The sequence below is a fragment of the Gordonia bronchialis DSM 43247 genome (assembly GCF_000024785.1).
GTDB classification, from domain to species: domain Bacteria; phylum Actinomycetota; class Actinomycetes; order Mycobacteriales; family Mycobacteriaceae; genus Gordonia; species Gordonia bronchialis.
In genome coordinates, this window is record NC_013441.1 from 2,065,506 (window position 1) to 2,091,194 (window position 25,689).

Sequence of the window (25,689 nt, forward strand, 5' to 3'; positions counted from 1 at the left end):
CGAGTCACGCCGTGGTGGTCTTGGTGAGCCGGGCGAGTGCCGAGCGCACGGTCGCCGGATCGGTGGTCCGCCAGAACGGTGGCAACGACGCCATCAGGTATCCGCCGTAACCGGCGGTCGCCAGCCGCGGGTCGAGGACGGCGACGACCCCGCGGTCGTCCACCGATCGCAGGAGCCGCCCGGCACCCTGCGCCAGCAACAGCGCCGCGTGATTGGCCGCCACCGACAGGAAACCGTTGCCGCCCCGGGCGTCGACGGCACGCTGGCGTGCGGTCAGCAGCGGATCGTCGGGCCGGGGAAAGGGAATGCGGTCGATGACCACCAGGCTCAGCGACGGCCCCGGCACATCGACGCCCTGCCACAGCGACAGCGTGCCGAACAGACATGTCCGGGGGTCCTCGGTGAACCGGCGGACCAGCGACGAGGTGGTGTCCTCGCCCTGACACAGAACCGGGTGATCACACCGCTCGCGGATCGCCTCGGCAGCCTCCTTCGCCGCGCGCATCGACGAGAACAAGCCTAACGTCCGGCCACCCGCGGCGTCGATGAGCTCGGCCAGCTCGGTCATCGTCTTCTCGGCGATGCCGTCACGCCCCGGCCGCGGCAGATGCCGGGCGACGTAGAGGATGGCCGAGCGCGGGTAATCGAACGGGGACCCGGCGTCCAGGCCGGTCCACCGGACACGCTGCTCATCGCGGGGAACGGCCTTGCCCGACGCGGTGACATCCGACACCGGATTCGCTCCAGCGCCGGCGGGAGCGTCGACGGCCGGGGTGTCGGCGCCGCGACCGGACGCGGGCAGTCCCCAGGTCGCGGCGAGCGCGTCGAAGGAGCCACCGATGGCCAGCGTGGCCGATGTGAGGATGACGGTCGACTGCGCGAACAGGGTCGCCCGCAGCAGGCCGCCCACCGACAGTGGGGCGATGTGCAGGACCGGGCGGGTGTCGGCCGACGGCGACCGCGAGGTGCGTTCCTCGGCGACCCACACGACGTCGCGACGTTTGGACTCGTCGGGTTCGTCGAAGGCGCCGAGGAGACGGACGATGGTGTCGTGCAGTTCGTCCAGGGAGGTCAGCGCCGCAGACCGGGCCGCGGCGGCCGACTCGTCGGCGGCCCCGCTCATCCGGATCGGCCCGATCGACGTGCGGGTCTGCCACAGCCGGTCGCGTAGCGCCACCAACACACTGGCCGCCGAGGCGGGCAGACTCATCCACTGTCGATGCGGGGCATCGGCGAGCAGCTCGCCGAACTGCTCACCGGCCGCCTCCAGCGCGTCCACGGTCTCCTCGTCGACGAGTTTCCCGCATCGCCGCGCGAGGAGGGCGATGGTTGCCGCCGACACCTCCGCGGTGGAGACCGACGTAATGCGGTCCACCAGTTCGTGCGCCTCGTCGATGATCACCACGTCGTGTTCGGGCAGGATGCTGGCCGGGCTGGTGGCGTCGATGGACAGCAGGGCATGGTTGGTCACCACGACGTCGACCTTCGCCGAACGACGCCGCGCGACCTCGGCGAAACAGTCCTCGCCGTAGGAGCAGTTCGCGGCCCCCAGACACTCGCGGGCGGTGACGCTGACCTGCCGCCAGGCGCGATCGTTGACGCCCGGGGTGAGATCGTCGCGGTCGCCGGTTTCGGTGTCGCTGCTCCACTCCCGCAGCCGCGTCACCTCCCGGCCGGTCCGGGACAGCTCGAACGGATCGAACAGCTCGGTATCCGGTTCGTCGGCGGTACCTGCGTGAATCTTGTTGAGGCACAGGTAATTTCCGCGCCCCTTGAGAATTGCGAAGGTGGGCTCGCGCCCGAGCGGACCCTTGAGCGCGCCGGCCAGCCGCGGCAGGTCCCGTTCGATGAGCTGGCGTTGCAGGGCGATGGTGGCCGTGGAGACCACCACGGTACGGCCACTGTCGACGGCATGCCGGATGGCCGGAACGAGATAGGCGAGCGACTTACCCGTGCCGGTCCCGGCCTGCACAGCCAGGTGTTCGCCGGTGTCGATGGCGTGGGCCACGGCAGAGGCCATCGTGACCTGGCCGTCGCGGCGAGCGCCGCCGAGGGCGGTGACGGCCGCGTCGAGCAGCGCGGTCACCGAGGGAAGTTGTGACATGGGGGCTGATGGCGGGGTGTCAGGAACGGCTCGCACCGTCATAGAGCAGATCACCGACCAATTCCACGCCGGCTTCGCGCATCTCGGCCAGGGCCGACCGGGTGGTCTCGGCAGCCACTGCGGCAGTGAAGTTCAGGAGCACGCGGGTGGTGAAGCCCGCCTCCGCGGCGTCGAGCGCGGTGGCGCGGACACAATGGTCCGTCGCGATCCCGACGACGTCGACCCTTTTGGCGCCGGCAGCACGCAACCAGGACGACAGTGTGGTCCCGTCGGCCGTGGCGCCTTCGAATCCGGAGTAGGCGGCGCTGTACTCGCCCTTGGAGAACACCTCGTCGGCGCGGCCGGCGTCGAAGGCGGGATGGAAGGCGACGCCGTCGGTCCCGACGCGGCAATGCGGCGGCCAGGAGTCCACGTAATCGGGGTCGTCGGAGAAATGATCACCCGGCTCGATGTGATAGTCGCGGGTGGCGACGACGGTGCGGTACTCGGGCAGCAGCGTGGTGACGGCGCCGGCGACAGCAGTACCGCCGTCGACGCCGAGCGCGCCGCCCTCACAGAAGTCGTTCTGCACGTCGACGACGATCAGCACGTCGCCCGGACGGTCGCGGTCATCGGTAGTGCTCATCGGTTCCTCCCCGGAAAGTGTGTGGTCTAGACCTTCGGCGCTGCGTCGAGCACATAGCGCGTGGGGACCGCGGGGTCCCCGTGGGAGAGCCCCAGACCTTCCCACGGCAGGCTGACGAGCCCGTCAGCGAGATGCGCCCGTGCGTCGGTGAGCGTCGGCAGTCCCGGGACGGGGTCGCCGCCGCGCACGAGTGGGATCTGAAGATCACGCAAGGTTAGACCGTCGGACGCCGGTTTCGGTTCCCCGCTGCGGTAGACGATCTCCTCGACGATGGTGCCGGTGGGCCGGGCGGCGCGGATCGCGGTCTTGGCGCCACCACGGGATTCCTTGTGGCTGGCGCGTTTTGCCACTGGGACGCCGTCGACCTCCACGAGTTTGTACACCATGCCGGCGGTGGGTGCGCCGCTGCCGGTGACCAGGGAGGTGCCGACGCCGTAGGTGTCCACCGGTTCAGCGCGCAGCGACGCGATGGCGTACTCGTCGAGGTCGCCGGAGACCACGATTCTGGTCTCGGTGGCGCCGAGATCGTCGAGCTGATGGCGGACCTGACGTGCCAGCACGCCGAGGTCTCCGGAGTCGATGCGAACCGCGCCGAGGCCGGTGCCGCCGACCTCGATGGCGTTGCGGACGCCCGCAGTGATGTCGTAGGTGTCCACCAGCAGCGTGGTGCCGACGCCGAGCGCGTCGATCTGGGCGGCGAAGGCGGCTTTCTCGTCGGGTCCCCCGGGACCGGTGAAGGCCAGGGTGAAGGCGTGTGCGGCGGTCCCCGCGCTGGGTACGCCGTAGCGTCGGGCGGCTTCCAGGTTGGACGTCGCGGCGACGCCGGCGATGTAGGCGGCCCGCGACGACGCGACCGCGGCACGCTCGTGGGTACGCCGCGAACCCATCTCGATGATGGGTCGCGTGCCGGCGGCGCTGACCATCCGCGCCGCGGCCGAGGCGATCGCGCTGTCATGGTTGAGGATCGACAGGATCAGTGTCTCGAGCAGCACCCCCTCGGCGAATTCGGCGCGCACGGTGAGGATGGGCGAACCGGGGAAATACAGCTCGCCCTCGCGGTAACCATCGATGTCACCGGAGAATCGGTAGTCGCGCAGCCAGGCCACGGTCTCGGCGTCGAGGAACTTCTCGACGATCGCGATCTCCTCGTCGCCGAACCGGAAGTGCGCGAGTTCGTCGATGACACGTCCGGTACCGGCGACCACGCCGTAGCGGCGGCCGTCGGGCAGCCGGCGGGCGAACACCTCGAACACGCAGCTCCGGTGCGCGATCGGTTGCCGCAGCGCGGCGGCGACCATGGTCAGCTCGTACTGATCGGTGAGCAGGGCGGTGTTCTCGAAGGTCACAATCGCCTACCCTAGTTCGTATGTCGCCTGACGTAACTCGTGCGCACGAGGCTACCCCCGGCGGCCCCGGCAGCGGGGGAGCCGCGGTCGCCGATCCCGAGGTGGCCGACGGCGCAACGGACCTCGATCGGCCATGGATGACGATCGTGTGGGACGACCCCGTCAACCTGATGCGATATGTCACCTTCGTGTTCCAGAAGATCTTCGGGTACTCCGAATCCAAGGCGAATCAGCTGATGATGCAGGTGCACACCGAGGGCAAGGCCGTGGTCTCCTCGGGCGACCGCGACAAGGTCGAGACCGATGTCCGTAAACTCCACGCGGCAGGCCTCTGGGCCACCATGCAGCGGGATACCTGACCGACGAGCTGACCGGGATTCGACGAGACGTGCGGACATGGAAACGCAAGGGCCGGGGCGCGGGGGTGCGCATCTGTTCCCAACTCGACCCGCACGAGGCCGAACTGCTGGCGTCGATGGTCACCTCGATGTGCGAACTGCTCACCGAGCGGGAGCAGAGTGCCCCGCGCGATGATCTCGCCGACCTCACCGGTATTCGGGTGGGCCATGTCGAAGCTCCCCGCGATGCCACCCTCGGGCGCCTGCTGCCCGACTTCCACCGTCCCGACCAGGATCGTGAACTGTCCGCCGACGTGGTGAACGGCAAACTTAACGCAGCGCTGCGCAGCGTGAACGAACCGAAGATCATCGACGCGAAACTCGCTGCCGCGCAGGTGGTTCTGGACACACTGCCCAGCGGTGGCGGCGACATCGCACTCACCGAGGACCAGGCAGCCGGGTGGCTGAGCGCGCTCAACGACGTACGGCTGGCGCTCGGAGCGATGCTGGGGATCTCCGAGGACACCCCCGATCAGCTCCCGCCGGATCATCCGCATGCCGCCCACCTCGACGTCTACCACTGGCTCACCGTGATGCAGGACCTGCTCGTCGAGACCCTGATGACGAGCCGATGATAACGAGCCGCGCCGGTAATCGCATCACCGACGTCGGTGGTGTCACCGTCGGCCACCATCACCGGATCGAGGAACCGCAGTGGGCCACCGGAACCACCGTCGTGCGGGTGGCCGGGGAAGGCGACCGCGTGCCGATGGTCGCCGTCGACGTCCGCGGTGGTGGCCCGGGCACCCGCGAGACCGACCTGCTCGATCCGTCGAACACGGTGCAGACCGCGCACGCGATCGTGCTGACCGGCGGCAGCGCATACGGACTCGCCGCCGCCGACGGCGTGATGGGTGTGCTGGAGAGCGAAGGCGTCGGGCTGCCGATGGACGAGCAGGGCCATGTGGTGCCGATCGTCCCCGCCGCGGTGATCTTCGATCTGCCGGTCGGCGAATGGCACGCCCGTCCCGATGCGGAGTTCGGTGCCCGTGCCGCCTGGTCCGCGGGCGTCGACTTCGAGGTCGGCAGTGTCGGTGCAGGCGCCGGGGCCCGGGCCGGGGCTCTCAAAGGCGGAGTGGGCACGGCATCGGTGCGCATCCCCGACGGTCCCGCCGCCGGGATCACCGTCGGAGCGCTGATGGTGGCCAACCCGGTCGGAACGGTCATCGACCCCGACACCGGATTGCCCTGGGCCGCAGGTAAAGACGATCTCGAACGGCACGGCCTGCGGACGCCGTCGGGGCCCGAGATCGCGAGGCTGGCCGAACTGCAGGAGAAGGCCAAGGTGCTCAACACCACCATCGGGGTCCTCGCCACCGACGCCGCCTTCGATGCGGCGATGACGCGGCGCGTCGCGATGGCCGGACACGACGGTCTGGCCCGGGCCATTCGGCCGGCGCATTCGCCGCTCGACGGTGACACGATCTTCGCGCTCGCTACCGGAGCCGTCGCGCCCGGCGCCGGCGGACCCATCCCGCCCGGGATGTACCCGCAGGTGGCCGTGCTCGCCGAGGTCTGCCGCCACGCCGCCCACGTGGTGGCCAGGGCCATCGTCGACGCGGTGATCTCCGCGACGCCGGTCGGCGAACTTGCCGCCTATACGCAGGTGGCGCCGTCAGCTTTGCGCTGACGACGCCACCTGAAGAGCCGGCCGATCCGGTCAGTCGTGTGCGCTCGTGCACGCCCAGTAGACGATCTCGGCGCCGGACCCCGAGTAATACAGAGCTTCGGACTGGGCGCTGTAGAGCGATGAACCGTTGCCGAAGCCCCAGTAGCTCGGCGACTCGGCAATCGCACCGCAGCCGTTCGCGAAGCGGGTCACCACCTTGCAATCCGCGTAGCCACAGGCGCGCAGGGCGGCCTGGCTGGCCTCGGCGTAGGAGTCATAGTCGAGGGCGCGACCGACGTAGCGTTCGCTGGTGGACAGCGCCAGCGCGCCGTAGTAGTAGCCGTAGGCGTGGGCCGGTGCCGGCTCGGAGACCGATGGCAGGATCAGCGCGCCGACGACGCCCGCGAGCGTCAGCGCCAGGATGGACAGCCGCTTGCGAAGGCTCATCGTTACTCCTCTGGACGTGGTGGTGGGGGACGTCTGATGCGTCGTCGACGGGGCGGGTTGCTCTGCGAGGTGAGTCATCGTCAGTTCCCAGCGGGGATGCGGGTCTGCTGGCCCGGGGTGGGGGTACCGCTCGGTGTCTCGGTCGGCGTGTGGATATCAGCCGGCCGCGAGATGTCGGTGGTGGTGTTCCACTTGGTCAGGTTGATGGTGATCGACGCCCGGGGATCGGCCGGGTTGGGTGGGAACTGCAGGCGGGCAAGCTGATTGGTACCCGAGGTCAGCCACACGGTGACCGGCACCAGTTGATCGCCGCCGGGAACGGTGGCCCGCGGTCCGGTCAGCTGGGCGAGGACGCTGGCCTTGACCTGTCCGCTGATCTTGGCGGTCTCGACGCCGTCGATGGTCTCGGTGCCGCTCTTGACCGGGTTCGTCAGGTTGCGCAGCACGTTGGCCAGGCCCTTGTCCTTGTTGAGGATGACGCTGACGTCGTAGATGGAGCGTCCGTCGCCGTAGCCCAGGAATCCGGCGTTGTCGACGTTGGCGTAGAGCGTGTTCTCGATATAGACGAACGGTGCTTGGATCTCCCGGGGCGCGACGCGGCCGAAGACGACGGTCGCGGTCCCCTTGGCGGCGTAGGGGTTGGTGTTGATGTCGGCCACCACCGACTTGGCGTTGAGGTTCGGGACCTCGCCGGCGACGTCGAGCTGCAGGTGGGCGCCGCTGAGCGCGGCCGTGTTGTCGGCGGCTGCGCGCACCTGTGCGGCGGGGTCGGCGATGACGGTGGTCTGCACCGACGAACTCGTCGAGGAGTTCGAGTCCGAATTCGACGTCGAACATCCGGTCAGCATGATGGCGGTGATCACGGCCGACGACATGGTCGCGGCTGCCACGCGATGAACTCGCTGCATCAGAAACAATTCCCCTCGATAGACGGATCGTCGACGCCGGAGTCCGGACGTCGGAGGGGAACGTAACAGAGGACATGAGGTGAACTGGGTGAGTGTGCGCCGATCAGATGACACCGGCGGCGGAATAGGCTGAGTGCACACGAACGTTGCTCAGGCCAAGTGGGTTCGAGCTACCCGGACACGGGTGGGGAGTACGGGAGCACATGCTGAGAATTGGTCAGGACCTCATCGACGCGATGGTCGCGCACGCGCGCGCCGATCACCCCGACGAGGCGTGCGGTGTCATCGCCGGACCCGACGGCAGCGATTCGCCGGAGCGGTTCATCGCGATGACCAACGCCGAGCGGTCGCCGACCTTCTACCGCTTCGACTCCGCCGAACAGCTCAAGGTGTGGCGCGAGATGGACCGTGCGGACGAGGAACCCGTCGTCATCTATCACTCCCACACGGCCACCGAGGCGTATCCGAGCCGCACCGACATCTCCTACGCCAGTGAGCCCAACGCGCATTACGTCCTCGTGTCCACTCGCGACCCCGAGACCACGGAGATCCGCAGCTATCGCATCGTCGACGGCGAGGTCACCGAAGAACCCATCGAGATCAGGAGCTGAACCATGTCCGTCACGGTGTCCATTCCCACCATCCTGCGACCCCACACCGGTGGCGCCAAGCGCGTCGACGGTGACGGTGCCACGCTGGGCGAACTCATCGACAACCTCGAGGTGGCCAACCCCGGACTCAAAGAACGCCTGGTCGCCGACGGCAAGCTGCACCGGTTCGTCAACGTCTACGTCAACGACGAGGACGTCCGCTTCTCCGGTGGCCTGCAGACCGCCATCGACTCCGGCGATGAGGTCACCATCCTGCCCGCCGTCGCCGGCGGCTGAGCGTGGCCCGGTACGAATCGCTGATCGACTCCGTCGGGCACACCCCGCTCATCGGGCTGCGCCGGCTCTCGCCGCGCTGGGCGGACTCCGCGGGCCCCGAAGGTGGTCCGCACGTGCGCATCTGGGCGAAACTGGAGGACCGTAACCCCACCGGTTCGATCAAGGATCGCCCGGCCCTGCGCATGATCGAGGCGGCCGAGCGCGACGGGCTGCTGAGCGAGGGGTCGACGATCCTGGAACCCACCAGCGGGAACACCGGGATCTCATTGGCCATGGCGGCCAAACTCAAGGGCTACCGGCTCATCTGCGTGATGCCGGAGAATACCTCCGAGGAGCGACGCTCCCTGTTGCGCATGTTCGGCGCCGAGGTGATCTCGTCGCCCGCGGCCGGCGGCTCGAACACGGCCGTCGCGATGGCCAAGGACCTCGCCACCGAGCACCCCGACTGGGTGATGCTCTATCAGTACGGCAATGCGGCCAACATCGCCGCGCACTACGAGGGGACCGGCCCGGAGCTGTATGCCGATCTCCCTGAGATCACCCATTTCGTCGCCGGTCTCGGGACAACCGGGACACTGATGGGCGTCGGACGCTACCTGCGGGAGCGCAATCCCGACATCGAGATCGTTGCGGCCGAACCACGATACGGCGACGAGGTGTACGGACTGCGCAACATCGACGAGGGTTTCGTCCCAGAGCTCTACGATCCGTCCGTCCTCACCCGACGGTTCTCGGTGCAGGGCGTCGACGCGGTGGCCCGGGTACGCGAGTTGATCGATCAGGAGGGCATCTTCGCCGGTATCTCGACCGGGGCGATCCTGCAGGCCGCGCGCGGAATCGCCCGTCGGGCGCTCAAGGACGGTCAGCGAGCCGACATCGGTCTGGTGGTCCCCGACGCGGGATGGAAGTATCTGTCGACCGGAGCCTACGAAGGTAGCCTGGACGAGGCAGAACAGGCCCTCGAGGGTCAGCTCTGGGCCTAGCCCGGCGCTTACCTCGCAGTGACCGGCATTCGTGACCAGGAAGTGTGGAGATGACCTACCCCGCGCCGAATCAGCAGGCGCCCGCGCCCACCGGCAAGCCGCTCTGGCTGCGCTCGGTGATCATCACCGTGTGCATCGTGGCGGGGCTGTTCATCATCGAGGCGATCGACGCCGCAACCCGATTCCGGTTGGACGACAACGGAATCGAGCCGCGTCAGATCGACGGGCTGGACGGCATCATCTGGGCGCCGCTGCTGCACGCGGACTGGGCCCACCTGTTCGCCAATCTGATCCCCGGTGTGGTGCTGTGCTTCCTGCTGCTGCTGACCCGGCGGTTCCTGATCGTCACCGGCATCGTCTGGGTCGTCTCCGGGCTCGGGGTCTGGCTGTTCGCGCCGCCCTACAGCATCACCGTCGGCGCCTCGGGCATCATCTTCGGTTGGCTCACCTTCCTGTTGATCCGTGGTCTGTTCAACCGTGATCTGTGGCAGATCCTCGGCGGTGTCGTGCTTTTCCTGATCTATGGATCGATCCTGTGGGGTGTGCTGCCGTCTAATCCGACGGTGTCGTGGCAGGCCCATCTGTTCGGCGCGATCGGCGGTGTCCTCGCGGCCTGGTTCCTCGCCGACCGGGATCGGCGACGGCGGGCCACGACCTCGACGCCGGGGGTCCGGACATAGGCGCCGGGGCGTCGCGCGAGGCGCCGATCGGCGTCTTCGACTCGGGGGTGGGCGGACTCACCGTCGCGCGCGCGATCATCGACCTATTGCCCGACGAGGACATCGTCTACATCGGTGACACCGCCAACGGGCCGTACGGTCCGCTGACGATCCCGGAGATCCGTAGGCATGCACTCGCGATCGGCGACGACCTCGCCGCGCGCGGGGTCAAGGCCATCGTCATCGCGTGCAACACCGCCTCGGCGGCCTGCTTGCGCGACGCCCGGGAACGCTATGCGCCGATTCCGGTGGTGGAGGTGGTGCTACCGGCGGTACGGCGCGCGGTGGTGGCCACCAAGACCGGTCGCATCGGCGTGATCGGCACGGAGGCGACCATCGCGTCAAGGGCCTACCAGGATTCGTTTGCGGCGGCCCGCGACGCGGTGATCACCGCCGTGGCCTGCCCGCGGTTCGTCGACTTCGTCGAGCGCGGCATCACCAGTGGCCGTCAGATCCTCGGCCTGGCGCAGGGCTACCTCGAGCCGTTGCAGGAGGCCGGTGTCGACACCGTCGTCCTCGGTTGCACGCACTACCCGCTGCTGTCCGGGGTCATTCAGCTCGCCATGGGCGACGAGGTCACCCTGGTCTCATCCGCCGAGGAGACCGCGAAGGACCTGTTCCGGGTGCTCACCGAGGCCGACCTGTTGCACTCGCATTCCGACCGCGTCGCCGACCGGGTGTTCCAGGCAACCGGCGATCCGGAGTTCTTCGCGCGGTTGTCGAGCCGGTTCCTCGGCCCGGTGATCGCCGACGTCCAGCACATCCGGGCCTGACATGTGTGCGTCGCCCGGTGGCGTCGCATCGGTCTCACAGCGAGTCGAGTTGGACTTGTGACCGGTATGTGGTCTGCCCGCCGGACACTCATGGCAAGGTAGGCGTATGCGTCTGACGGTCCTCGGATGTTCGGGAAGCGTGGGCGGGCCAGGAGCGGCCTGCTCCGGCTACCTGCTCTCCGTGCCGGGCGAACAACCGGTCCTCATCGACTGCGGTCCGGGCGTCCTCGGCGAGCTGCAGCGCGTCACCGATCCCAACAACGTGGCCGTCGTCCTGTCTCATCTGCACGCCGACCACTGCATGGATCTGCCGGCGATGCTGGTCTGGCGGCGGTACGCACCGCAATCCGCGGTGGGCAGGGCGCCGCTGTACGGACCACCCGGAACCGCGATGCGGATCGGGGCCGGATCCTCGGAGTTCCCCGGTCAGATCGACGACATCACCGACACCTTCGATGTCCACGAATGGCACGACGGTATGTCGGTCACGCTCGGCGGTATGACGCTCGACGCCTTCGAGGTCGACCATCCGCCCTCGACCTTCGGTCTGCGGGTGACCGGACCCGCGGGTGAGACGCTCGCGTTCAGCGGGGACACCGCGATGTGTGACGAACTCATCGACCTGGCCGCCGACGCCGATCTCTTCCTGTGCGAGGCGTCCTGGACCCACGCGCCCTCCGAACGCCCACCGCATCTGCATCTGTCCGGGATCGAGGCCGGCGAGGCCGCCACCAAGGCCAACGTCAAGGCACTCGCACTCACCCACATCGCGCCGTGGTCCGATGTCGACGCGATCGTCGCCGAAGCGACGAGTACCTACTCCGGACCCATCCATCTCATGCATCAGGGCCAGGTCATCGACCTCTGATCGGCGCTGACTACAGTTGAGCGGGTGACCACACGAGCTGACGGCAGAGCCGACGACGAACTGCGTCCCATCTCCTTCACCCGCGGATTCACCTCGCATCCGGCGGGTTCGGTTCTGGTGGAATTCGGGCAGACCCGCGTGATGTGCACCGCGAGTGTGAACGACGGCGTACCGCCGTGGCGGCGCGGATCCGGTCTCGGCTGGCTGACCGCGGAGTATGCGATGCTGCCGGCGGCGACACATGAACGGTCCTCGCGCGAGTCGGTCAAGGGTCGGGTCGGAGGCCGGACCCACGAGATCAGCCGGCTGGTCGGCCGGTCATTGCGCGCATGTATCGATCTCGGGGCGCTGGGGGAGAACACCATCGCCCTGGATTGCGATGTCCTGCAGGCCGATGGCGGCACGCGGACCGCGGCGATCACCGGTGCGTATGTGGCGCTCGCCGACGCGGTCACCTGGTTGCGCGCCGCCGGGAAGCTCAGCGACCCGCAGCCCCTGTCGTGTGCGATCGCGGCGGTCAGCGTGGGTGTCGTCGACGGGCGGGTCCGTCTGGACCTTCCGTACGAGGAGGATTCGCGGGCCGAGGTCGACATGAACGTGGTGGCCACCGACGCGGGCACGCTGGTGGAGGTGCAGGGCACCGGTGAGGGGGCGACCTTCGCGCGCAGCACCCTCGACGCGCTGTTGGACGTCGCCGCGGTGGGCACCGAGAAACTGTTCGAGGCGCAGCGCGAAGTGCTCGCGGCGCCGTATCCCGGTGAACTGCCGGGCAAGTCCTGATGTCGCGTCTCCTGCTCGCCAGCCGCAACGCCAAGAAGCTCGCCGAGTTGCAGCGGGTCGTCGATGCGGCCGGCATCACCGGCCTCGAGGTGATCGGCCTCGACGCGGTTCCCGAGTTCCCGGAGGAACCCGAGACCGGAGCGACCTTCGAGGACAATGCGCTGATCAAGGCGCGTTCCGGCGCGCGGGCCACCGGATTGCCCTGTCTGGCAGACGATTCCGGCATCACCGTGGATGCTCTCAACGGCATGCCGGGTGTCTTGTCGGCCCGGTGGTCGGGACGCCACGGCGACGACGCGGCGAACAACGAGTTGCTGCTCGGCCAGATCTCCGATGTGCCCGATGACCGTCGTGGTGGCGGCTTCGTCTCGGCGTGCGCCCTGGTCCGGCCCGACGGGTCGGAGGTGGTGGTTCGCGGCGAGTGGCGCGGGGTGATCCTGCGGGAACCGCGCGGCCCCAACGGGTTCGGCTACGACCCGTTGTTCGCACCCGACGATGAGGTGGCGGCCGGGCGGTCGGCGGCCGAACTCGACCCCGCCGAGAAGGACTCGCTGAGTCATCGCGGAAAGGCGTTGGCGCAGTTGGTTCCCGCACTGCGTGATCTGGCGGATTCCTAGGACTCGTCGGGCCGAGGTTGCGATGTGGCTCGCCAGGCGAGCCAGATCGCAACCTCAGGCCGTCGTCGAGTTGTGCACGCTCAGCATTCGGGTCACGGAGTCCGGCCAGCGATAGCGAGTGGCACGTTCACGAGCAGCCCGTTCGCGGTCGGGTTGCGGCAGGGACAACACCCGCTCGATCGCGTCGGCGAAACCCGAGCCAGAGTTCTCCGACACCGCGCCACAGGTGTCGTCGACGAGTCCGGCGACCGCCGAGGACCGTGATCCGACCACCGGCGTGCCGGCCGCGAGCGATTCGAGCGCCGAGAGGCAGAACGTCTCGTGTGGTCCGGGCGCCAGCGAGATGTCGGCGCTGGCGAGCAGCGACGCCACCCGATGACGGTCGCCGACATGTCCGAGGAAGGTCACCGGCAGGCCGCGCGCCATCTGCTGTAGCGGCGTGCGCATCGGGCCGTCGCCGGCCACCACGAGGTGGGCCGGAACACCTTTGCGATGGAGGCGGGCCACCGCCGTGATGCTGCGATCGGCGCGTTTCTCCACCGACAGCCGCCCACAGTGCGCGATCAGGGTGCCATGACCGCCCGTCCATCGGGTGGTGAGATCGGGGTCGATGTGGCGGGGATCGAAGACGTCGAGGTCCACTCCGAGGGGCGCGTGCACCAGGTTGTCGGCGCCGACACGGAGGAACTCTGCCGCGGCGAACTCGGTGGTGCAGACCACGGTGTCAAAGGATCGTGCGGTGTCGGCATTGGCGGCGTCGGCGAGTCGGCACGCGGCGACCGTGGGCATGAGTTGGGCCAGCAGACGGTCGAGACGCTCGTGCGACACCATCGTCGCGTGGACGTCGCGGCGCCTGGCCCAGCGCCCGAATCCCCGCAGCGTCAACCGATCCGACACCTCGATGGCGTCGGGTCGCAAGGAGTCGAGGATGCCGGCCACCCGCCGCGCGGACGCCAGCCGGTACCCGCCGGAACACGGAATGCGGGCCGCCGGAACAGAGATCCGCGTCACGCCGGAGGGCAGGAGTTCCTCGTGTGGATGACTGCCGGGCACCACCAGGACGACCTCGTGCCCGGCGGACACATACCCGGCGCCCCAGCGGTCGACAGCTGTTCGGAGGCCACCGGAACGGGAGCCGTAGAAGTTCGCGAGTTGGACGATCCGCATCCGCCCAGTCAGCCGGAGGGCGGTGAATGGGGTGCTGCGACGCTCTTAGCGCAGGTTGAACTGCGTCTTTACTTCCTTGGTGCGGATGTGCTCGACCCAGAACGACAGGAACGGGATGGTGCCGGCGATCGCGGTGACGATGATCTTGCCCAGCGGCCAGCGGACCTTGATGGACAGATCGATGGCGCAGATGAGGTACACGAAGTACACCCAGCCGTGCACGATCGGGACGAAGTCCAGCGAGTCGTTGCCGAAGCCGTACTTCATGATCAACTCGGCCACCAGCAGGAGCAACCACAGGCCGGTGATCCACGCGAGCACGCGATACCGCAGCAGTGCGCTCTGGACCTTCTCGACGGGGGTCGTCACCTCGGCGGGTTCGGCTGTTTCGGTCACCGGGTTCCTCTCTGCGATGCGTTCGGAGCGTCGTCGGATAGGGGCTGATCCTGTGCGTCGAGCTCCGCGAGATAGCGGTTGTAGTCAGCCAGCGCGGAATCCTCGGCGGCATCCGGCCTCGCGGCCAGCGACGATGCGCTGGGCGTCGTCGGACGCTCCGGCAGCAGGCCGTCGGGGATCTCGGTGACCCCCTTGGCGCGTACCGCCTGCGCGCGTTGTTCCTCAGGAGCGCGCTCGAGGACCACGAAGCGACGGTAGGCGTAGATGACCGCCACCGCGAATGCCGGCCACTGCAGCGCATACCCCAGGTTCTGGGCGGTTCCCGACGACGATTCGTAGCGATCCCACTGCCACCACGCAAGCGCCAGACACGCCAACGCCGCCACCGCGACCAGCACGATGAGTGCCGGACGATGGGTGCGGCGGGGGGTCGACGACATACCCTCGACGGTACCTGGCCTGCACCGATCGACGCACAGGCGGTAGGGTTGGCTCGGCCACACCGGTGGTCATGCGCGAGTGGCGGAATTGGCAGACGCGCTGGATTTAGGTTCCAGTGTCTACGGACGTGGGGGTTCAAGTCCCCCCTCGCGCACCGCTCGGTACTCGTCAGGGCCGCGACGCCGGGCACCGCGACGCCCGTGGGTTGTGGGGCGACTCGCATTCGCCGCGCAATCCGTATGCGTTGAACGCAACAGCCGGCGGGCCGGCGTCGACCGGGTGGTCGCTGACGATCGCGGCACGGACGGGCCGTCCATCACTCCACCGGCCCAGGTAGCGCAGATCGGCGTCGCAGTCACGACCGGTAAGAGAACAGCTTTGCAGGGCATCGCCGGTACGGAAGATTCCGTAGAACCGGATGGCATCGTTCGGAGCGAGAATGCTGTTGGGGGACAGGTGTGTCGCGTCGAGCCGCGTGAGCGGTCCGCGGATATCGCTGCGCACCAGCACATGTACCTTCTGATCAAGCGGGACGGTGTAGGCCGCGAACTCCTCGATGCCGACGCGGGTGTCGAGAATGTCGTCGTGGTCGTAGTTCTCCACGACGATGCGCGTGTGCGGGGGCACGGTGATGGGGCCGTCTCCCACACCGGTTGCGAACGCCGGTGCGAGTTGGAACAGCCATAGTGCCGAGGTTCCCCAGTGTGGTGCGACAGCTCATTGCGCCAGGTAGAGGACGGCGCCGCCGCCCATCGAATGTCCGACAAACCCCACGCGGCTGAAATCGCCACGGGGAGCGAGGCTCTGCGCAACCGCCAGGCCTGGTCCTCCTCGCATGAACGGACGGCGCCGAGCGGCATGGTCCGTTGGCCCCGAGGCCGTGCGTCGGCTGTGGTGGTGGCCGGAGTGGTTCCTCGGCTCGGACGTCGGGAACAGCAGGCTCATCCGGATGATCCGCGATGCCGACGCCGATCCCGTGATGGCGAACCGGTCGCCCGGTGCGCTTGATCACCTCTACGTCGTCAGCGGTGGGATCGAGGTGGGCCCGGTCGGGGACACAGTGATCCTGGGCGCTGGTGACTTTGCGCGATACCCCGTCGACGTTCCTCATCTACGCCGGTGCGTGACGAAGTCGGCCGTCGCGCATGTGGTCACGACTCTGCCGCAACTCCACCAGTTCGACGCTCGGCCGTCATGAGCGAGGCTGCCGACGCCGAGGGTCGTCGGGTGAACGGAGGAATGTGCTCGTGACCGGGGGCCACGGGACCCGCGGGCGCCTACGCTGCACCGTGGACAAACCCGAGCGGATGGACCGACGAGAGGTGGCGGAAGTGACTCGGAATTCAGTGATCAGACGGAGCATCGGGGCGATGCTGTTCGCGGGTGCGATCGGTGCCGCGGTGGTGGCACCGGGACAAGCGTCGGCGGCGCCACACAACGAAACGGCGCCGGGGTCCAGCGTTGTCGATCAGATCCCCGGGCGGCACGACGCGGCATCGCGGTTCGTCGGCACCTGGACCGGGCACGGCCGGGGTATCACCCTGTATCCCAATGGATTCGCCAAGGTGTCCCTGGCATCGGGTGCCGCCAACTGGGAGCGTTGGGATGCTCGCTGGCGTCCTGCTGGGCGCGGTATCTCGGTGACGTACGTCAAGCGCACCGCGAGCCAGGGTTACGTCGGGACGGGCATCCACCGGGGTACCCAGTGGTACGGCTCGCTCAAGCGGGTTCGCGGTCATACCGTGCTCGAGTTCAACCGTCTGTCCGGCATCTATTGGTGCACCCCGCGCGGCAACAACGCGGGCCTCTGCGGTGCATGAGCCTCGCAGTGATGCGACCCCCGGTCAGTTGACGGTGGGGACGGTCAGACCGGGAATCTGCGGGAGTCCGGGGACCATCGGCGCCGGCCGCTGAGCGGACCGGCGCGGCGCGGTCGAGCGACTCGCGTTCGGCGAACTCCGACGCGGTGTCGAGGTCGGTGTGGACGCCGATGTCGAGGTGGGCTTGGTCGCCCGGTCACGGTTGTTCTCCGCACCGCGGCCGGTGCCGGTGGTGTCGTCCTCGCGCAGGCACATCGAGCGAACCGCGTTGTGGTAGTTGATGAGTCCGTAGGTGAGCGGCGGCGTACCGAGCTGTGCGATGACGCGGGTGGGGGACAAGAAGCCCACCGTCGGCGAACCGAGTACCTGGCCCTCCAGCAGACCGCCGACGGTGGCGAACAACGAAACCGACAGGTACCAGGTGTAGTACACGGCGGTGATCGACTTCGTCACTGTCAGATCGGCGAGTGGAACGGTGGCGCGCAGATCGTCGCCCTGCCCGATGTTGTGGCCGAGGCCGAGGATGATGTCGAGCGGCGCTCCGCCCACGTAGGGGATGAATCCGCCGAGGACCGAGGCGATCTGTTCGGCGTCGCTGAAGTCGGCCGGGTCGGCCGGGATCAGGTTCAGCGGGATCTGGGTGTGGCGCATGCCGTTCAGGATGCGGTTGGCCTCGGCGCGGATCGTCCGTTTCTGGGCGGCGGTCTGCGCCAGCGACTGTGCGTACTCGCTGGTGCGGGTGACGATGCGGCTCAGTGACAGTTCGCTGATCGGCTTGCAGGTCTCGTCGTCGGCGAGCGCGAGCTGATTGGCGGTCTCTTGAATGATCGGTGCGATCGGGATGTCGAAGGCCACCGAGTCGCTCGGCCGTCCCGCCTCGGCCATCTGCTCGTCGGTCACCTGCGCCACACACTGATTGATCATCGTGTTGGAGATCAGCTGGTAGAGGCGCTGCACACCGATCTGACCGCCGAGGGTGACGATGCTCAGCAGGGTGTTGTAGGTGACGTAGCCCTGGAAGGCCGAGAGCGGCGTGTTCGACAACGGGCTGCCGAGGAACGGCATCAACCCGGTGATCACGCGGGCCGGCGCGATGATCGTGGCGAAGATGTAGGTGAACGCGGTCTCCACGGCCTGGCTCACCGTGATGTTCTCGAGCGCGATCGCCTCACTCTGCCGCCCATCGCGGATCTTGAGGAGATCCGACACGATCAGTTGCGAGATCGGGCCGCGGTACAGGGTGCCGTTGTCGTTGCGATCCGCACCGAGCGCCATCGGATTCTCCGTGACGGCCAGCGTCGACACATGGATACGCTCCATGTCCCGATGTGCCTGGGCGCGTTGAGCGTTGGCCGTGGCCCTGAGGTTCGGCGGCAGGGTCGGGTAGAGGATTCGAAAAGCGAGTCATAGACCACCGACAGCGTGGTGAACTCGCCGCTCACGCAGGTGGTGTCCGTGCCCTCGTTCTCGGCGAGCGGGCGTAACAGCGAGCGTTTCGACTGCGCGATGCGGTCGATGCGTTCCTGATAGGTCTCGACCTTCGGCTTCTTCTTGTTGAGCTGGCTGCCGTGCGAGACCGGTGACGTGATGCCCTGGTAGGGCGTCTGCGATACGACCGCCGCCGACCCGTTGGCGGTGCCCGTCGCCATGCAGAGGCGCAAGAGTGGCCACGGCGGTGGTCCGGACAAACCATTTTCTTGCCTGACCCGAACCACGACGGCGTTCTTGCACGCTCACTCCCTGCACTTTCACTCGTATTACCCCCCCCGAGCCCCGCGATGCGTCCCCGACGTGACCGCCCGACAGGCCGACTCAGCCTGAAAGGAAAGTTACCCTGAGTAACTGTTACCTAACGGCGTCGCGGTGGGCTGTGTCACTCGGCATCGAAAGCCCGATGACCCCGCTGGTTGCGGGGTCATCGGGGGATGGTTCGCCGAGTCGTCAGGTGCGAGGCTCAGTTGCGATACTTCGCCACGTACTCGCCCATGGTGGCGAGCTGATAGCGCGACACCTCGTGGGCGTTCTCGTTCTCGGCGAAGACACTCGAGACCATGACGGAGTCGTCGCGATCGTAGAAGCCGATCTCGCCCAGGGTCGAGAAGAACTCGTCCCAGTTGACGTCACCATCGCCGATCTTGAGGTGCTGGTGGACGCGTACGGCGTTGCCCGGCGGGTTGGTGATGTACCGAAGTCCGTGCGACGCATGGTGATCCATGGTGTCGGCGACATGCACCAGGCGCAGCATGTCGCCGGCCGTGGTCATGATCTCGCGCATGTTGCCGCCCATGTGGAAACCGTGACAGGCCACGTACACCATGCCGATGTTGGGGGAGTTGACACCGCGGATGACGCGAATGGCGGCCAGCCCGTCTTCGACGAAATCGTCGGGGTGCGGGTCGATGCGGACGTCGATGCCCTCACGCTCGATGATCGGCAGCAGTTCCTCCATCGAACGGTAGAACGCGCGCTCGGACTCCTCCGGCTTCTCCGGGCGCCCGGAGAACTCGGTGTTCATCACGTTGACGCCCAGGTCGACGGTGATCTGGATGGCACGCTTCCAGTACCGGACGGCGGCCTCGCGGGCGTCCTCGTCGGGGCCCGACCAGCGCAGCACCGGCAGGACCGAGGCGATCCCGACCCCGGCGTCGGCGCATGCCTTGCGGAATTTCGCCACCAGGGCGTCGTCGGCCTTGGGGTGGTTGTAGAACGGGATCATGTCGACGTGCGGGGTCAACTGCAGGTACTCGAAGCCGAGTTCGGCGACCACGGCGGGCAGTTCGAGCAGCGAGTGACTGTGGTGGAACGGCGTGGGATCGAGTGCGACCTTCATGATGATGATCTCCTTCAGCTGAAGCGGACCGCGGGAATCCCGCAGCCGCCCAGATACTTACGGGTGCGCTGGGCGATGGGCAGCGGGGCGTCCACCGCACACGGGTACATGTCCTGTTCGACGATGGCGAAGATGTCGATGTCGAGACCGGCCACGGCGTCGAGCAGCGGCGGCATCTCCGGGATACCGCGCGGGGGCTCGGTCATCGCCCCGAGCTTGACCGCCTCGCCGAACGGCAGATCGTCGGCGGCGACCTTGGCACGCACCTCCTCGTCGACCTGCTTGAGGTGCAGGTAGCCGATGCGCTCAGGATGCTTGGTGATGATGGCGAGATTGTCTCCGCCGCAATAGCTCACGTGTCCGGTGTCGAGGCACAGGTTCACGAACTCGCCGTCGGTGTTCTCCAGGAAGCGGTAGATGTGCTCCTCGGTGTCGACGTGGCTGTCCGCATGCGGATGGTATTGCGCACGCACGCCGTACTTTTCGAACATCGCCTTGCCGAGTTCGTTCATGCCCTCGGTCTTCTTGCGCCACTGCTCGTCGGTCAGGTCGCGGTCCTCGAGGACCGCACCGCTGGCCGGGTCACGCCACATCTCCGGGATGACCACCACGTGCTTGCCGCCGACGGCGGCGGTCAGCTTGGCGACGTCCTCGATCTGCGACCACACCGCATCCCACGAGTCGTCCTGATGCAAATGCTCGAAAACCGTTCCGGCCGAGAGCTTCAGGCCGCGCTGACCGAGCTCGTCGAGCAGGCGGGCCGGGTCGGTGGGCAGATAGCCGTACGGGCCCAGCTCGATCCACTCGTAACCCGACGCCGAGACCTCGTCGAGGAACCGGGTGTAGGGGGTCTGCTGGGGGTCGTCGGGGAACCAGACGCCCCAGGAGTCGGGTGCGGAGCCGACGATGATGCTGCTCATGATGTGTGTCCTTTCAGGGGTGGTGCCGATTCAACCGACGGAGTTCAGTGCGGGGTAGGTGATCTGCTCGGCTTGGCCGGTGCGCAGGGAGGTGGCGGCGGCTTCGGCGATCGCCTGTGCCTTGAGTGCCTCGTGCAGCGACGGGCCGATCTGGGTGCCGGACGCGACCGCGGACACGAAGTGATCCAGGGCGCTGCGGTAGGTCGGGGCGACCCGCTCGAACCACCCCGGGTGCAGGCCGTCAAGAGTGACCTGGCCACGTCCGTAGCGTGTCACCGCTCCGGTGCGCTGACGGTCGGATTCGGCCATCCCGTCGGAACCGAGGACCTCGATCCGCTCGTCGTAGCCGTAGGCGGTGCGGCGGACACTGTCGATCTGCACCAGGGTGCCGCTCGGCATCCGCAGCGTGACGGCGGAGGTGTCGACGTCGCCGAGATCGGCCATCCGCGGGTCGGTGAACACCGTTCCGGTGGCGTACACCGATTCCGGGTCCTCACCGGTGATCCAGCGGGCCAGGTCGAAGAAGTGCACGGTCTGATCACGCATCTGGCCGCCGGACACGGCGATGTAGTCCAACGGGGGAAGCACGGGGCCGCGGGTGGTCATCTGAACGAGTTCGACGGTGCCCAGCGCACCGTCGCCCGCCAGGCGGGCGAGCTCGGCGTAGTCGCGGTCGAAGCGACGGTTGAAGTCGACCATCATCGGCCGGGCGTTCGCGCCGACCCCGGACGCGACCTCCGACACGACCTCGGTGGCCAGCTGCAGGTCGAGGTCGATCGGCTTCTCACACAGGCACGCCAGTCCGGCGGCGGCCGCGGCCCGCAGGTGTTGGGCGTGGGTGTCGGTCGACGACGCGATGAGCACGGCGTCGACGACGGCGGGGTCGAGGGCTTCGGCCACGTCGAGCGCGCGGGTTTCGTGCCGGTCGGCGAGTGCGACGGCGCGCGCGGTGTCGATGTCGGCGACACCCACGAACTCGACGCCCGGATGGGCCGCGAGGTTGGTGGCGTGGACGGAACCGATGAAGCCGGCGCCGATCAGGGACATACGGATCATGCTGATACTCCGGAGGTTTCGAGAGTGGACGGGGCGGGATCGGCCGGGACCGGGGTGAACGCGGTGGGTAGCCGGGCGCCACCGCGGGAGTGGGAGTCCACGACGGCTTCGACGAATTCCACGCCGATCAGACCGTCGATACCGGTGGGGTAGGACAGCTCACGTCGCGGCGGCGGCACGCCATCGCGTCGGGCCGTCCATGCCTCGGCGAGGTCGGCGTAGAAGTTGGCGAAGGCCTCCAGGAAGCCCTCGGGATGTCCGAGACCGGCCCGGGAGAGGCGCAGGGCGTCGTCGGACAGGCGTGGCGAACCCTCGACGAGGACCGTCTCGGTGCCGCTGTGGTCGCGGACGCGCAGCCGGCCGGGATCGTGGTGGTCCCATTCCAGCGCCGCGTGCTCGCCGAACACGCGGATGCGCAAACCGTGCGGATTGCCGGTGGCCACCATCGACGCCCACAGTGTGGCCCGGGCGCCGTCGGTCAGATCGAGACCCACGGTGGCGTTGTCGTAGACCGCGCGACCGGGTACCAGCGTGTCGAGGTGTGCCGCGACGAAGGTGGGTTCGAGACCACTGATGTAGCGGAGCAGATGCAGGGCGTGCGTACCGAGGTCGGCGACCACGCTCGCCCGGCCGCCCACCGCGGGGTCGGTGCGCCACCGGGCGCCGGGATGTTCGCCCGTCTCCACCGCCGTCGCGGCCCAGCCGGACGCATGCTCGACGGCGATGAAACGGATCGCACCCAGATCGCCGTCGCGCACCATCCGGGCTGCCTGCCGAACCATGGCATAGGCCGAATAGCAGTGCGGCACGGCGAGAATCGCCCCCGATGCGTCGGCGACCGCGACCAGCTCGCGCGACTGTGCGGCATCGAGGGTGAGCGGCTTCTCGCAGACCACCGAGATGCCCGCGGCGAGGAACTCCCGCGCGATCGCGTAGTGGCTGTCATTGGGGGTGACGATGACGGCGACGTCGATGCCGTCCGCCCGGGCGGCCTCGGCAGCGGCCATCTCGGCGGGGTCGCGGTACACGCGGTCGGATGACACGCCGAGTGTCGTCGCGAACTGCGATGACGCCGTGTGGTCACGGCCGAAGACACCGGCGACGAGTTCGTAGGTGCCGTCGAGGTTCATCGCCGCGCGATGGGTCTTGCCGATGTCGGCGCCCGCACCACCGCCGACCATTCCGGCGCTCAGCCGGTGGCGGACCTTCGCTGGGGTCATCGTCGGATGCTGCCTTTCATCTCGAGAACCGGGGGTTGTGGGACGAGCCCGGCTGGGACAATACTGGGACCGGTCCCACTCACCGTACGTGGTCGAGGTCACAAGAGCAATAGGATGGTCGATCGTGACAGAAAGCGAAGTACGCGCGGCCGGTAACGACCTGCGCCGGGCGGCGACGATCCGCGACGTCGCGGCGCACGCCGGCGTGTCCAAGTCGGTCGTCTCACGAGTGCTGCGCGACGAGCCGAATGTCAGCGAGGAGCGTCGCACCCGGGTACGCGAGGCGATGGCCGAACTGGGCTATCGCCCCAACTCGATCGCACGGGGCCTCTCCCAATCCCGGAGCGGCACCGTCGGAGTCGTGATCAACGACCTGCGCAACCCCTGGTACGTCGATCTTCTGGAGGGACTCGCGACCACGTTCGACGCCGTGGACATCGCTCCTCTGCTGGTCGATGCCCGCCTCGATCACCGGGTGGGACGCGACACCGTCGAAACGCTGCTCTCCCGCCAGGTGGACGGTCTGGTGGTCGTCGGTACCTCCGACGCGCGGGTTGCGGTGGAGCGCGCTGCCCGGTCGGTGCCGGTGGTGCTCGCCGGGACGGTTGAACCCGATCTCCCGACCGTCGACGTGGCGGTGGATGACGACCTCGTCGGCGCACGTCTGGCCACCGCCCATCTGCTCGGGCTCGGGCACCGGCGGCTCGCCCATCTGCAGGGGCCCGGTGTGGTCGGTGAGTTGCGCCGCAAGGGGTTCGAGGACACGGTGGCCGACGCCGGTGCGGTGGGGGTGGTGGACTACTCCGGTATGACCGAGGAAGGCGGCCATGCAGCGGCCGCCCGGCTACTCGACTCATCCGACCCCCCGACCGCGATCGTCGCGTTCAACGACATGGCCTGCCTGGGTGCGCTGTCGGCGGCCGACGAACGCGGGCTCTCGGTGCCGGGTGACCTGTCCCTGATCGGCTACGACGACACGCAGCTGGCCAAGTTGCGGCACATCTCGCTGACCTCGGTGGACAACGGAAACTTCACGGTCGGGGTGCAGGCGGCCAAGATGCTCCTCGCTCGCGCCGAACGACTCGACGCCCCGCGTCGGACCTATCGGCACACACCCGATCTGGTGGTCCGCCGCACCACGTCCGCCCCGCGCGCCGCCGGCTGAACCCGACGTCGTCCGGCACCGGCTCGGTACGCTTTGCGGGTGCCCCCCGCTGCCCACTCGTCTGCTGCCCATTCGTCCGCTGCTCCCTTGACCGACCCCGCCGTCGTCGACGCTCTCGGGGTGGATCTGCGATCCGCCGGCTACTCCGTGGACGGCGTCGCCGCCTTTTTGCCCGACGATGTCAACGCGGCACTGGGGCGCGGGGTCTGGTGGCCGGCTCTCGCCCTCACCCGCGGTGTCGACGCTGCCGTGGCGCCGCTGGCCACCATCATCCGCCTGTTCATCCTGGGCTCGGAGGAACCGGAAGAGTTGGTGGCGCAGTCATTTCCGTCGCTGACAGCCCAGGCGCTGATCGGTGCGGGTGTGCTCGAGCGGGTTTCCGGCGGTCTGCTGCGAGCATCGCTCGACATCCGGCCACATGGCGACGATCAGCGCGAATACCTGGTGATCTCCGATCAGGACGCGGCGATGCGGTCGGGGCCGGTCGCCCACGACCATGTGCTCGGTATCGGTGGGGCGTCGGTGTCGTTGGCGCGCGCGATCATCCGCGAACCGGTCGGCCGTGCACTCGACCTCGGCACCGGATGCGGAATCCAGGCCCTGCACCTCGACGGCCACTGCGCGGAGATCGTCGCGACCGACACCAACGACCGCGCCCTGCGACTGGCGGCCGCGACCGCCCGGATCAACGGGATGTCGTGGGATCTGCGCGCGGGCAGCCTCTTCGAGCCGGTCGAGGGTGAGCGCTTCGATCTCATCGTGTCCAACCCGCCCTTCGTGGTGGGGGCGGGAGACCGCGATTACATCTACCGCGATTCCGGAATGGCGGGAGATGCGTTGTGCGAGAGTCTTATCCGAGGGATTCCCGATCACCTCAACCCGGGTGGCACGGCTCAGTTGCTCGCGAACTGGGTGATCGGCGAGGGAGTCGACTGGCGAGACCGCGTGCGCGGCTGGCTGGACGGAACGGGACTCGACGCGTGGGTGGTGCAACGCGAGGCCGCCGACCCGATCGACTACATCTCGCTGTGGCTTTCCGACGCGGGGGAGCGGCCGGAGGATTCCGCCCGTCGCGGCGCCGACTGGCTGGCGTTCTTCGAACAGGCCGGCATATCGGCAATCGGCATGGGGGTCATCACCTTACGCGCACCCGACGAGCCCGGCCGGCGCGCGCCGGACGTCGTCATCGAGGAGATCACCGGTGCCGGCGAGGAGGTCACCGGCTTCGAGGCCCAGGCATTCCTGGCGCGCCGGACGTACCTGCGAACGACCTCCGACGATCAGCTCATGCGACGCCGGTTGACCACCGCGCCCGTCTTCCTGGAGGACCAGTCGCTCCCCGGATCAGAAGGCTGGCAACGGGTTTCGGCCACAGTCCGCCGCCCGGGCGGGCCCGGTGCGGTGCTCGGCGTCGACGAGGTGTCGCGCGCGCTGCTGGCCGGCTGCCGCGGCGAGGTCCCGCTGGGGGTCCTCATCGACCTCCTCGCCGGACACCACGGCGTCGACGCCGATGCCCTCGCGCAAGCGGCGCTGCCGGTGGTGCGGGAGGCGATCGGTCGTGGAATCCTCTACGAGGCAGAGTGATTCACGTTCTGGTGAGCCGCCGTCAC

Annotated in this window: 29 protein-coding genes and 1 tRNA gene; 16 read left to right on the forward strand and 14 right to left on the reverse strand. The window is 68.2% G+C overall.

Translation table 11 applies throughout. From position 1 onward, the window contains the following. Window positions 1-4: 4 nt before the first annotated feature. The 3 genes from GBRO_RS09660 to GBRO_RS09670 are packed head-to-tail and all read right to left on the reverse strand — an operon-like array spanning window position 5 to window position 4,075. Window positions 5-2,104: an ATP-dependent DNA helicase gene (locus tag GBRO_RS09660; protein ID WP_012833769.1), complete on the reverse strand. Its 2,100-nt coding sequence runs from the start codon at window positions 2,102-2,104 to the stop codon at window positions 5-7. A 19-nt stretch (window positions 2,105-2,123) separates the two neighbouring features. Then, on the reverse strand, window positions 2,124-2,729 hold the full coding sequence (locus GBRO_RS09665) for an isochorismatase family protein (protein WP_012833770.1): 606 nt from the start codon (window positions 2,727-2,729) through the stop codon (window positions 2,124-2,126). 26 nt (window positions 2,730-2,755) lie between these two features. Continuing rightward, complete coding sequence (locus GBRO_RS09670; protein WP_012833771.1) at window positions 2,756-4,075, reverse strand: nicotinate phosphoribosyltransferase; 1,320 nt, start codon at window positions 4,073-4,075, stop codon at window positions 2,756-2,758. A gap of 20 nt (window positions 4,076-4,095) precedes the next feature. Between GBRO_RS09670 and clpS the strand changes: the two genes are divergently transcribed. Genes clpS through GBRO_RS09685 form a run of 3 tightly spaced genes read left to right on the forward strand, consistent with a single transcriptional unit; the run spans window position 4,096 to window position 6,103 of the window. Next, entirely contained in the window at window positions 4,096-4,434 is a 339-nt protein-coding gene (gene clpS / locus GBRO_RS09675) for an ATP-dependent Clp protease adapter ClpS (protein WP_012833772.1), read from the forward strand. 29 nt (window positions 4,435-4,463) lie between these two features. Beyond that, entirely contained in the window at window positions 4,464-5,048 is a 585-nt protein-coding gene (aosR, locus tag GBRO_RS09680) for an oxidative stress transcriptional regulator AosR (protein ID WP_012833773.1), read from the forward strand. Then, complete coding sequence (locus tag GBRO_RS09685; protein WP_012833774.1) at window positions 5,045-6,103, forward strand: P1 family peptidase; 1,059 nt, start codon at window positions 5,045-5,047, stop codon at window positions 6,101-6,103. The genes aosR and GBRO_RS09685 overlap by 4 nt, the downstream gene beginning before the upstream one ends. Before the next feature lie 30 nt (window positions 6,104-6,133). Here the strand turns inward: GBRO_RS09685 and GBRO_RS09690 are convergent, their stop codons facing one another. Both GBRO_RS09690 and GBRO_RS09695 read right to left on the reverse strand, forming a co-directional pair. Further along, entirely contained in the window at window positions 6,134-6,529 is a 396-nt protein-coding gene (locus tag GBRO_RS09690; protein WP_012833775.1) for a DUF4189 domain-containing protein, read from the reverse strand. A gap of 80 nt (window positions 6,530-6,609) precedes the next feature. Then, window positions 6,610-7,419: an LppX_LprAFG lipoprotein gene (locus GBRO_RS09695; RefSeq protein ID WP_223373909.1), complete on the reverse strand. Its 810-nt coding sequence runs from the start codon at window positions 7,417-7,419 to the stop codon at window positions 6,610-6,612. Window positions 7,420-7,640: 221 nt separating this feature from the next. Between GBRO_RS09695 and GBRO_RS09700 the strand changes: the two genes are divergently transcribed. From GBRO_RS09700 to GBRO_RS09735, 8 genes are all read left to right on the forward strand, one after another. After that, window positions 7,641-8,048, forward strand: coding sequence for a Mov34/MPN/PAD-1 family protein (locus tag GBRO_RS09700; protein ID WP_012833777.1), 408 nt, complete (start codon window positions 7,641-7,643; stop codon window positions 8,046-8,048). A 3-nt stretch (window positions 8,049-8,051) separates the two neighbouring features. Then, a complete protein-coding gene (locus GBRO_RS09705; protein ID WP_012833778.1) occupies window positions 8,052-8,324 on the forward strand; it encodes a MoaD/ThiS family protein in 273 nt (90 codons plus the stop codon). 2 nt (window positions 8,325-8,326) lie between these two features. Continuing rightward, window positions 8,327-9,307: a PLP-dependent cysteine synthase family protein gene (locus GBRO_RS09710; protein WP_012833779.1), complete on the forward strand. Its 981-nt coding sequence runs from the start codon at window positions 8,327-8,329 to the stop codon at window positions 9,305-9,307. 50 nt (window positions 9,308-9,357) lie between these two features. Continuing rightward, complete coding sequence (locus GBRO_RS09715; protein WP_012833780.1) at window positions 9,358-9,987, forward strand: rhomboid family intramembrane serine protease; 630 nt, start codon at window positions 9,358-9,360, stop codon at window positions 9,985-9,987. Beyond that, a complete protein-coding gene (gene murI / locus GBRO_RS09720) occupies window positions 9,984-10,799 on the forward strand; it encodes a glutamate racemase (protein WP_041920387.1) in 816 nt (271 codons plus the stop codon). Before GBRO_RS09715 ends, murI begins: the two co-directional genes overlap by 4 nt. Before the next feature lie 106 nt (window positions 10,800-10,905). After that, window positions 10,906-11,667, forward strand: coding sequence for a cyclic nucleotide-degrading phosphodiesterase (locus GBRO_RS09725; RefSeq protein ID WP_012833782.1), 762 nt, complete (start codon window positions 10,906-10,908; stop codon window positions 11,665-11,667). A 24-nt stretch (window positions 11,668-11,691) separates the two neighbouring features. Next, window positions 11,692-12,447, forward strand: coding sequence for a ribonuclease PH (rph, locus tag GBRO_RS09730; RefSeq protein ID WP_012833783.1), 756 nt, complete (start codon window positions 11,692-11,694; stop codon window positions 12,445-12,447). Continuing rightward, window positions 12,447-13,064, forward strand: coding sequence for a non-canonical purine NTP pyrophosphatase (locus GBRO_RS09735; protein ID WP_012833784.1), 618 nt, complete (start codon window positions 12,447-12,449; stop codon window positions 13,062-13,064). The genes rph and GBRO_RS09735 overlap by 1 nt, the downstream gene beginning before the upstream one ends. Window positions 13,065-13,118: 54 nt before the next feature. Here the strand turns inward: GBRO_RS09735 and GBRO_RS09740 are convergent, their stop codons facing one another. The 3 genes from GBRO_RS09740 to GBRO_RS09750 are packed head-to-tail and all read right to left on the reverse strand — an operon-like array spanning window position 13,119 to window position 15,067. Beyond that, window positions 13,119-14,231 carry a glycosyltransferase gene (locus tag GBRO_RS09740; protein ID WP_012833785.1) on the reverse strand — a complete coding sequence of 371 codons (1,113 nt, stop codon included), beginning with the start codon at window positions 14,229-14,231 and terminating at the stop codon, window positions 13,119-13,121. Window positions 14,232-14,276: 45 nt separating this feature from the next. After that, window positions 14,277-14,627, reverse strand: coding sequence for a DUF3817 domain-containing protein (locus GBRO_RS09745; RefSeq protein WP_012833786.1), 351 nt, complete (start codon window positions 14,625-14,627; stop codon window positions 14,277-14,279). Then, a complete protein-coding gene (locus GBRO_RS09750) occupies window positions 14,624-15,067 on the reverse strand; it encodes a glucitol operon activator (protein ID WP_012833787.1) in 444 nt (147 codons plus the stop codon). Before GBRO_RS09750 ends, GBRO_RS09745 begins: the two co-directional genes overlap by 4 nt. Before the next feature lie 73 nt (window positions 15,068-15,140). On the opposite strand from GBRO_RS09750, the gene GBRO_RS09755 reads away from it, so the two are divergent. Further along, window positions 15,141-15,222, forward strand: a tRNA-Leu gene (locus tag GBRO_RS09755). Window positions 15,223-15,236: 14 nt separating this feature from the next. Here GBRO_RS09755 and GBRO_RS09760 read toward each other — a convergent pair. Then, window positions 15,237-15,716, reverse strand: a complete 480-nt coding sequence (locus tag GBRO_RS09760) for a hypothetical protein (protein ID WP_012833788.1) — start codon at window positions 15,714-15,716, stop codon at window positions 15,237-15,239. A 187-nt stretch (window positions 15,717-15,903) separates the two neighbouring features. Here GBRO_RS09760 and GBRO_RS09765 point away from each other — a divergent pair, with 187 nt between their 5' ends. After that, a complete protein-coding gene (locus GBRO_RS09765) occupies window positions 15,904-16,266 on the forward strand; it encodes a cupin domain-containing protein (RefSeq protein ID WP_147290645.1) in 363 nt (120 codons plus the stop codon). A 172-nt stretch (window positions 16,267-16,438) separates the two neighbouring features. Then, window positions 16,439-16,888: a hypothetical protein gene (locus GBRO_RS09770; protein WP_012833789.1), complete on the forward strand. Its 450-nt coding sequence runs from the start codon at window positions 16,439-16,441 to the stop codon at window positions 16,886-16,888. A 24-nt stretch (window positions 16,889-16,912) separates the two neighbouring features. On the opposite strand, the gene GBRO_RS09775 is transcribed toward GBRO_RS09770, so the two are convergent. The 5 genes from GBRO_RS09775 to GBRO_RS09795 form a co-directional block, all read right to left on the reverse strand. Continuing rightward, window positions 16,913-18,208 carry a hypothetical protein gene (locus GBRO_RS09775; RefSeq protein WP_227892871.1) on the reverse strand — a complete coding sequence of 432 codons (1,296 nt, stop codon included), beginning with the start codon at window positions 18,206-18,208 and terminating at the stop codon, window positions 16,913-16,915. A 634-nt stretch (window positions 18,209-18,842) separates the two neighbouring features. After that, the gene (locus tag GBRO_RS09780) at window positions 18,843-19,718 is read right to left on the reverse strand and encodes a sugar phosphate isomerase/epimerase family protein (RefSeq protein ID WP_012833791.1); all 876 of its coding nucleotides are present in this window, start codon (window positions 19,716-19,718) and stop codon (window positions 18,843-18,845) included. 14 nt (window positions 19,719-19,732) lie between these two features. Next, on the reverse strand, window positions 19,733-20,638 hold the full coding sequence (locus tag GBRO_RS09785) for a sugar phosphate isomerase/epimerase family protein (RefSeq protein ID WP_012833792.1): 906 nt from the start codon (window positions 20,636-20,638) through the stop codon (window positions 19,733-19,735). A gap of 30 nt (window positions 20,639-20,668) precedes the next feature. Beyond that, window positions 20,669-21,694, reverse strand: coding sequence for a Gfo/Idh/MocA family protein (locus GBRO_RS09790; RefSeq protein WP_012833793.1), 1,026 nt, complete (start codon window positions 21,692-21,694; stop codon window positions 20,669-20,671). Further along, window positions 21,691-22,914, reverse strand: coding sequence for a Gfo/Idh/MocA family protein (locus GBRO_RS09795; RefSeq protein WP_012833794.1), 1,224 nt, complete (start codon window positions 22,912-22,914; stop codon window positions 21,691-21,693). The genes GBRO_RS09790 and GBRO_RS09795 overlap by 4 nt, the downstream gene beginning before the upstream one ends. A gap of 124 nt (window positions 22,915-23,038) precedes the next feature. Here GBRO_RS09795 and GBRO_RS09800 point away from each other — a divergent pair, with 124 nt between their 5' ends. After that, on the forward strand, window positions 23,039-24,079 hold the full coding sequence (locus GBRO_RS09800; RefSeq protein ID WP_012833795.1) for a LacI family DNA-binding transcriptional regulator: 1,041 nt from the start codon (window positions 23,039-23,041) through the stop codon (window positions 24,077-24,079). Window positions 24,080-24,118: 39 nt separating this feature from the next. Continuing rightward, on the forward strand, window positions 24,119-25,663 hold the full coding sequence (locus tag GBRO_RS09805; protein ID WP_012833796.1) for a DUF7782 domain-containing protein: 1,545 nt from the start codon (window positions 24,119-24,121) through the stop codon (window positions 25,661-25,663). Window positions 25,664-25,689 lie beyond the last annotated feature (26 nt).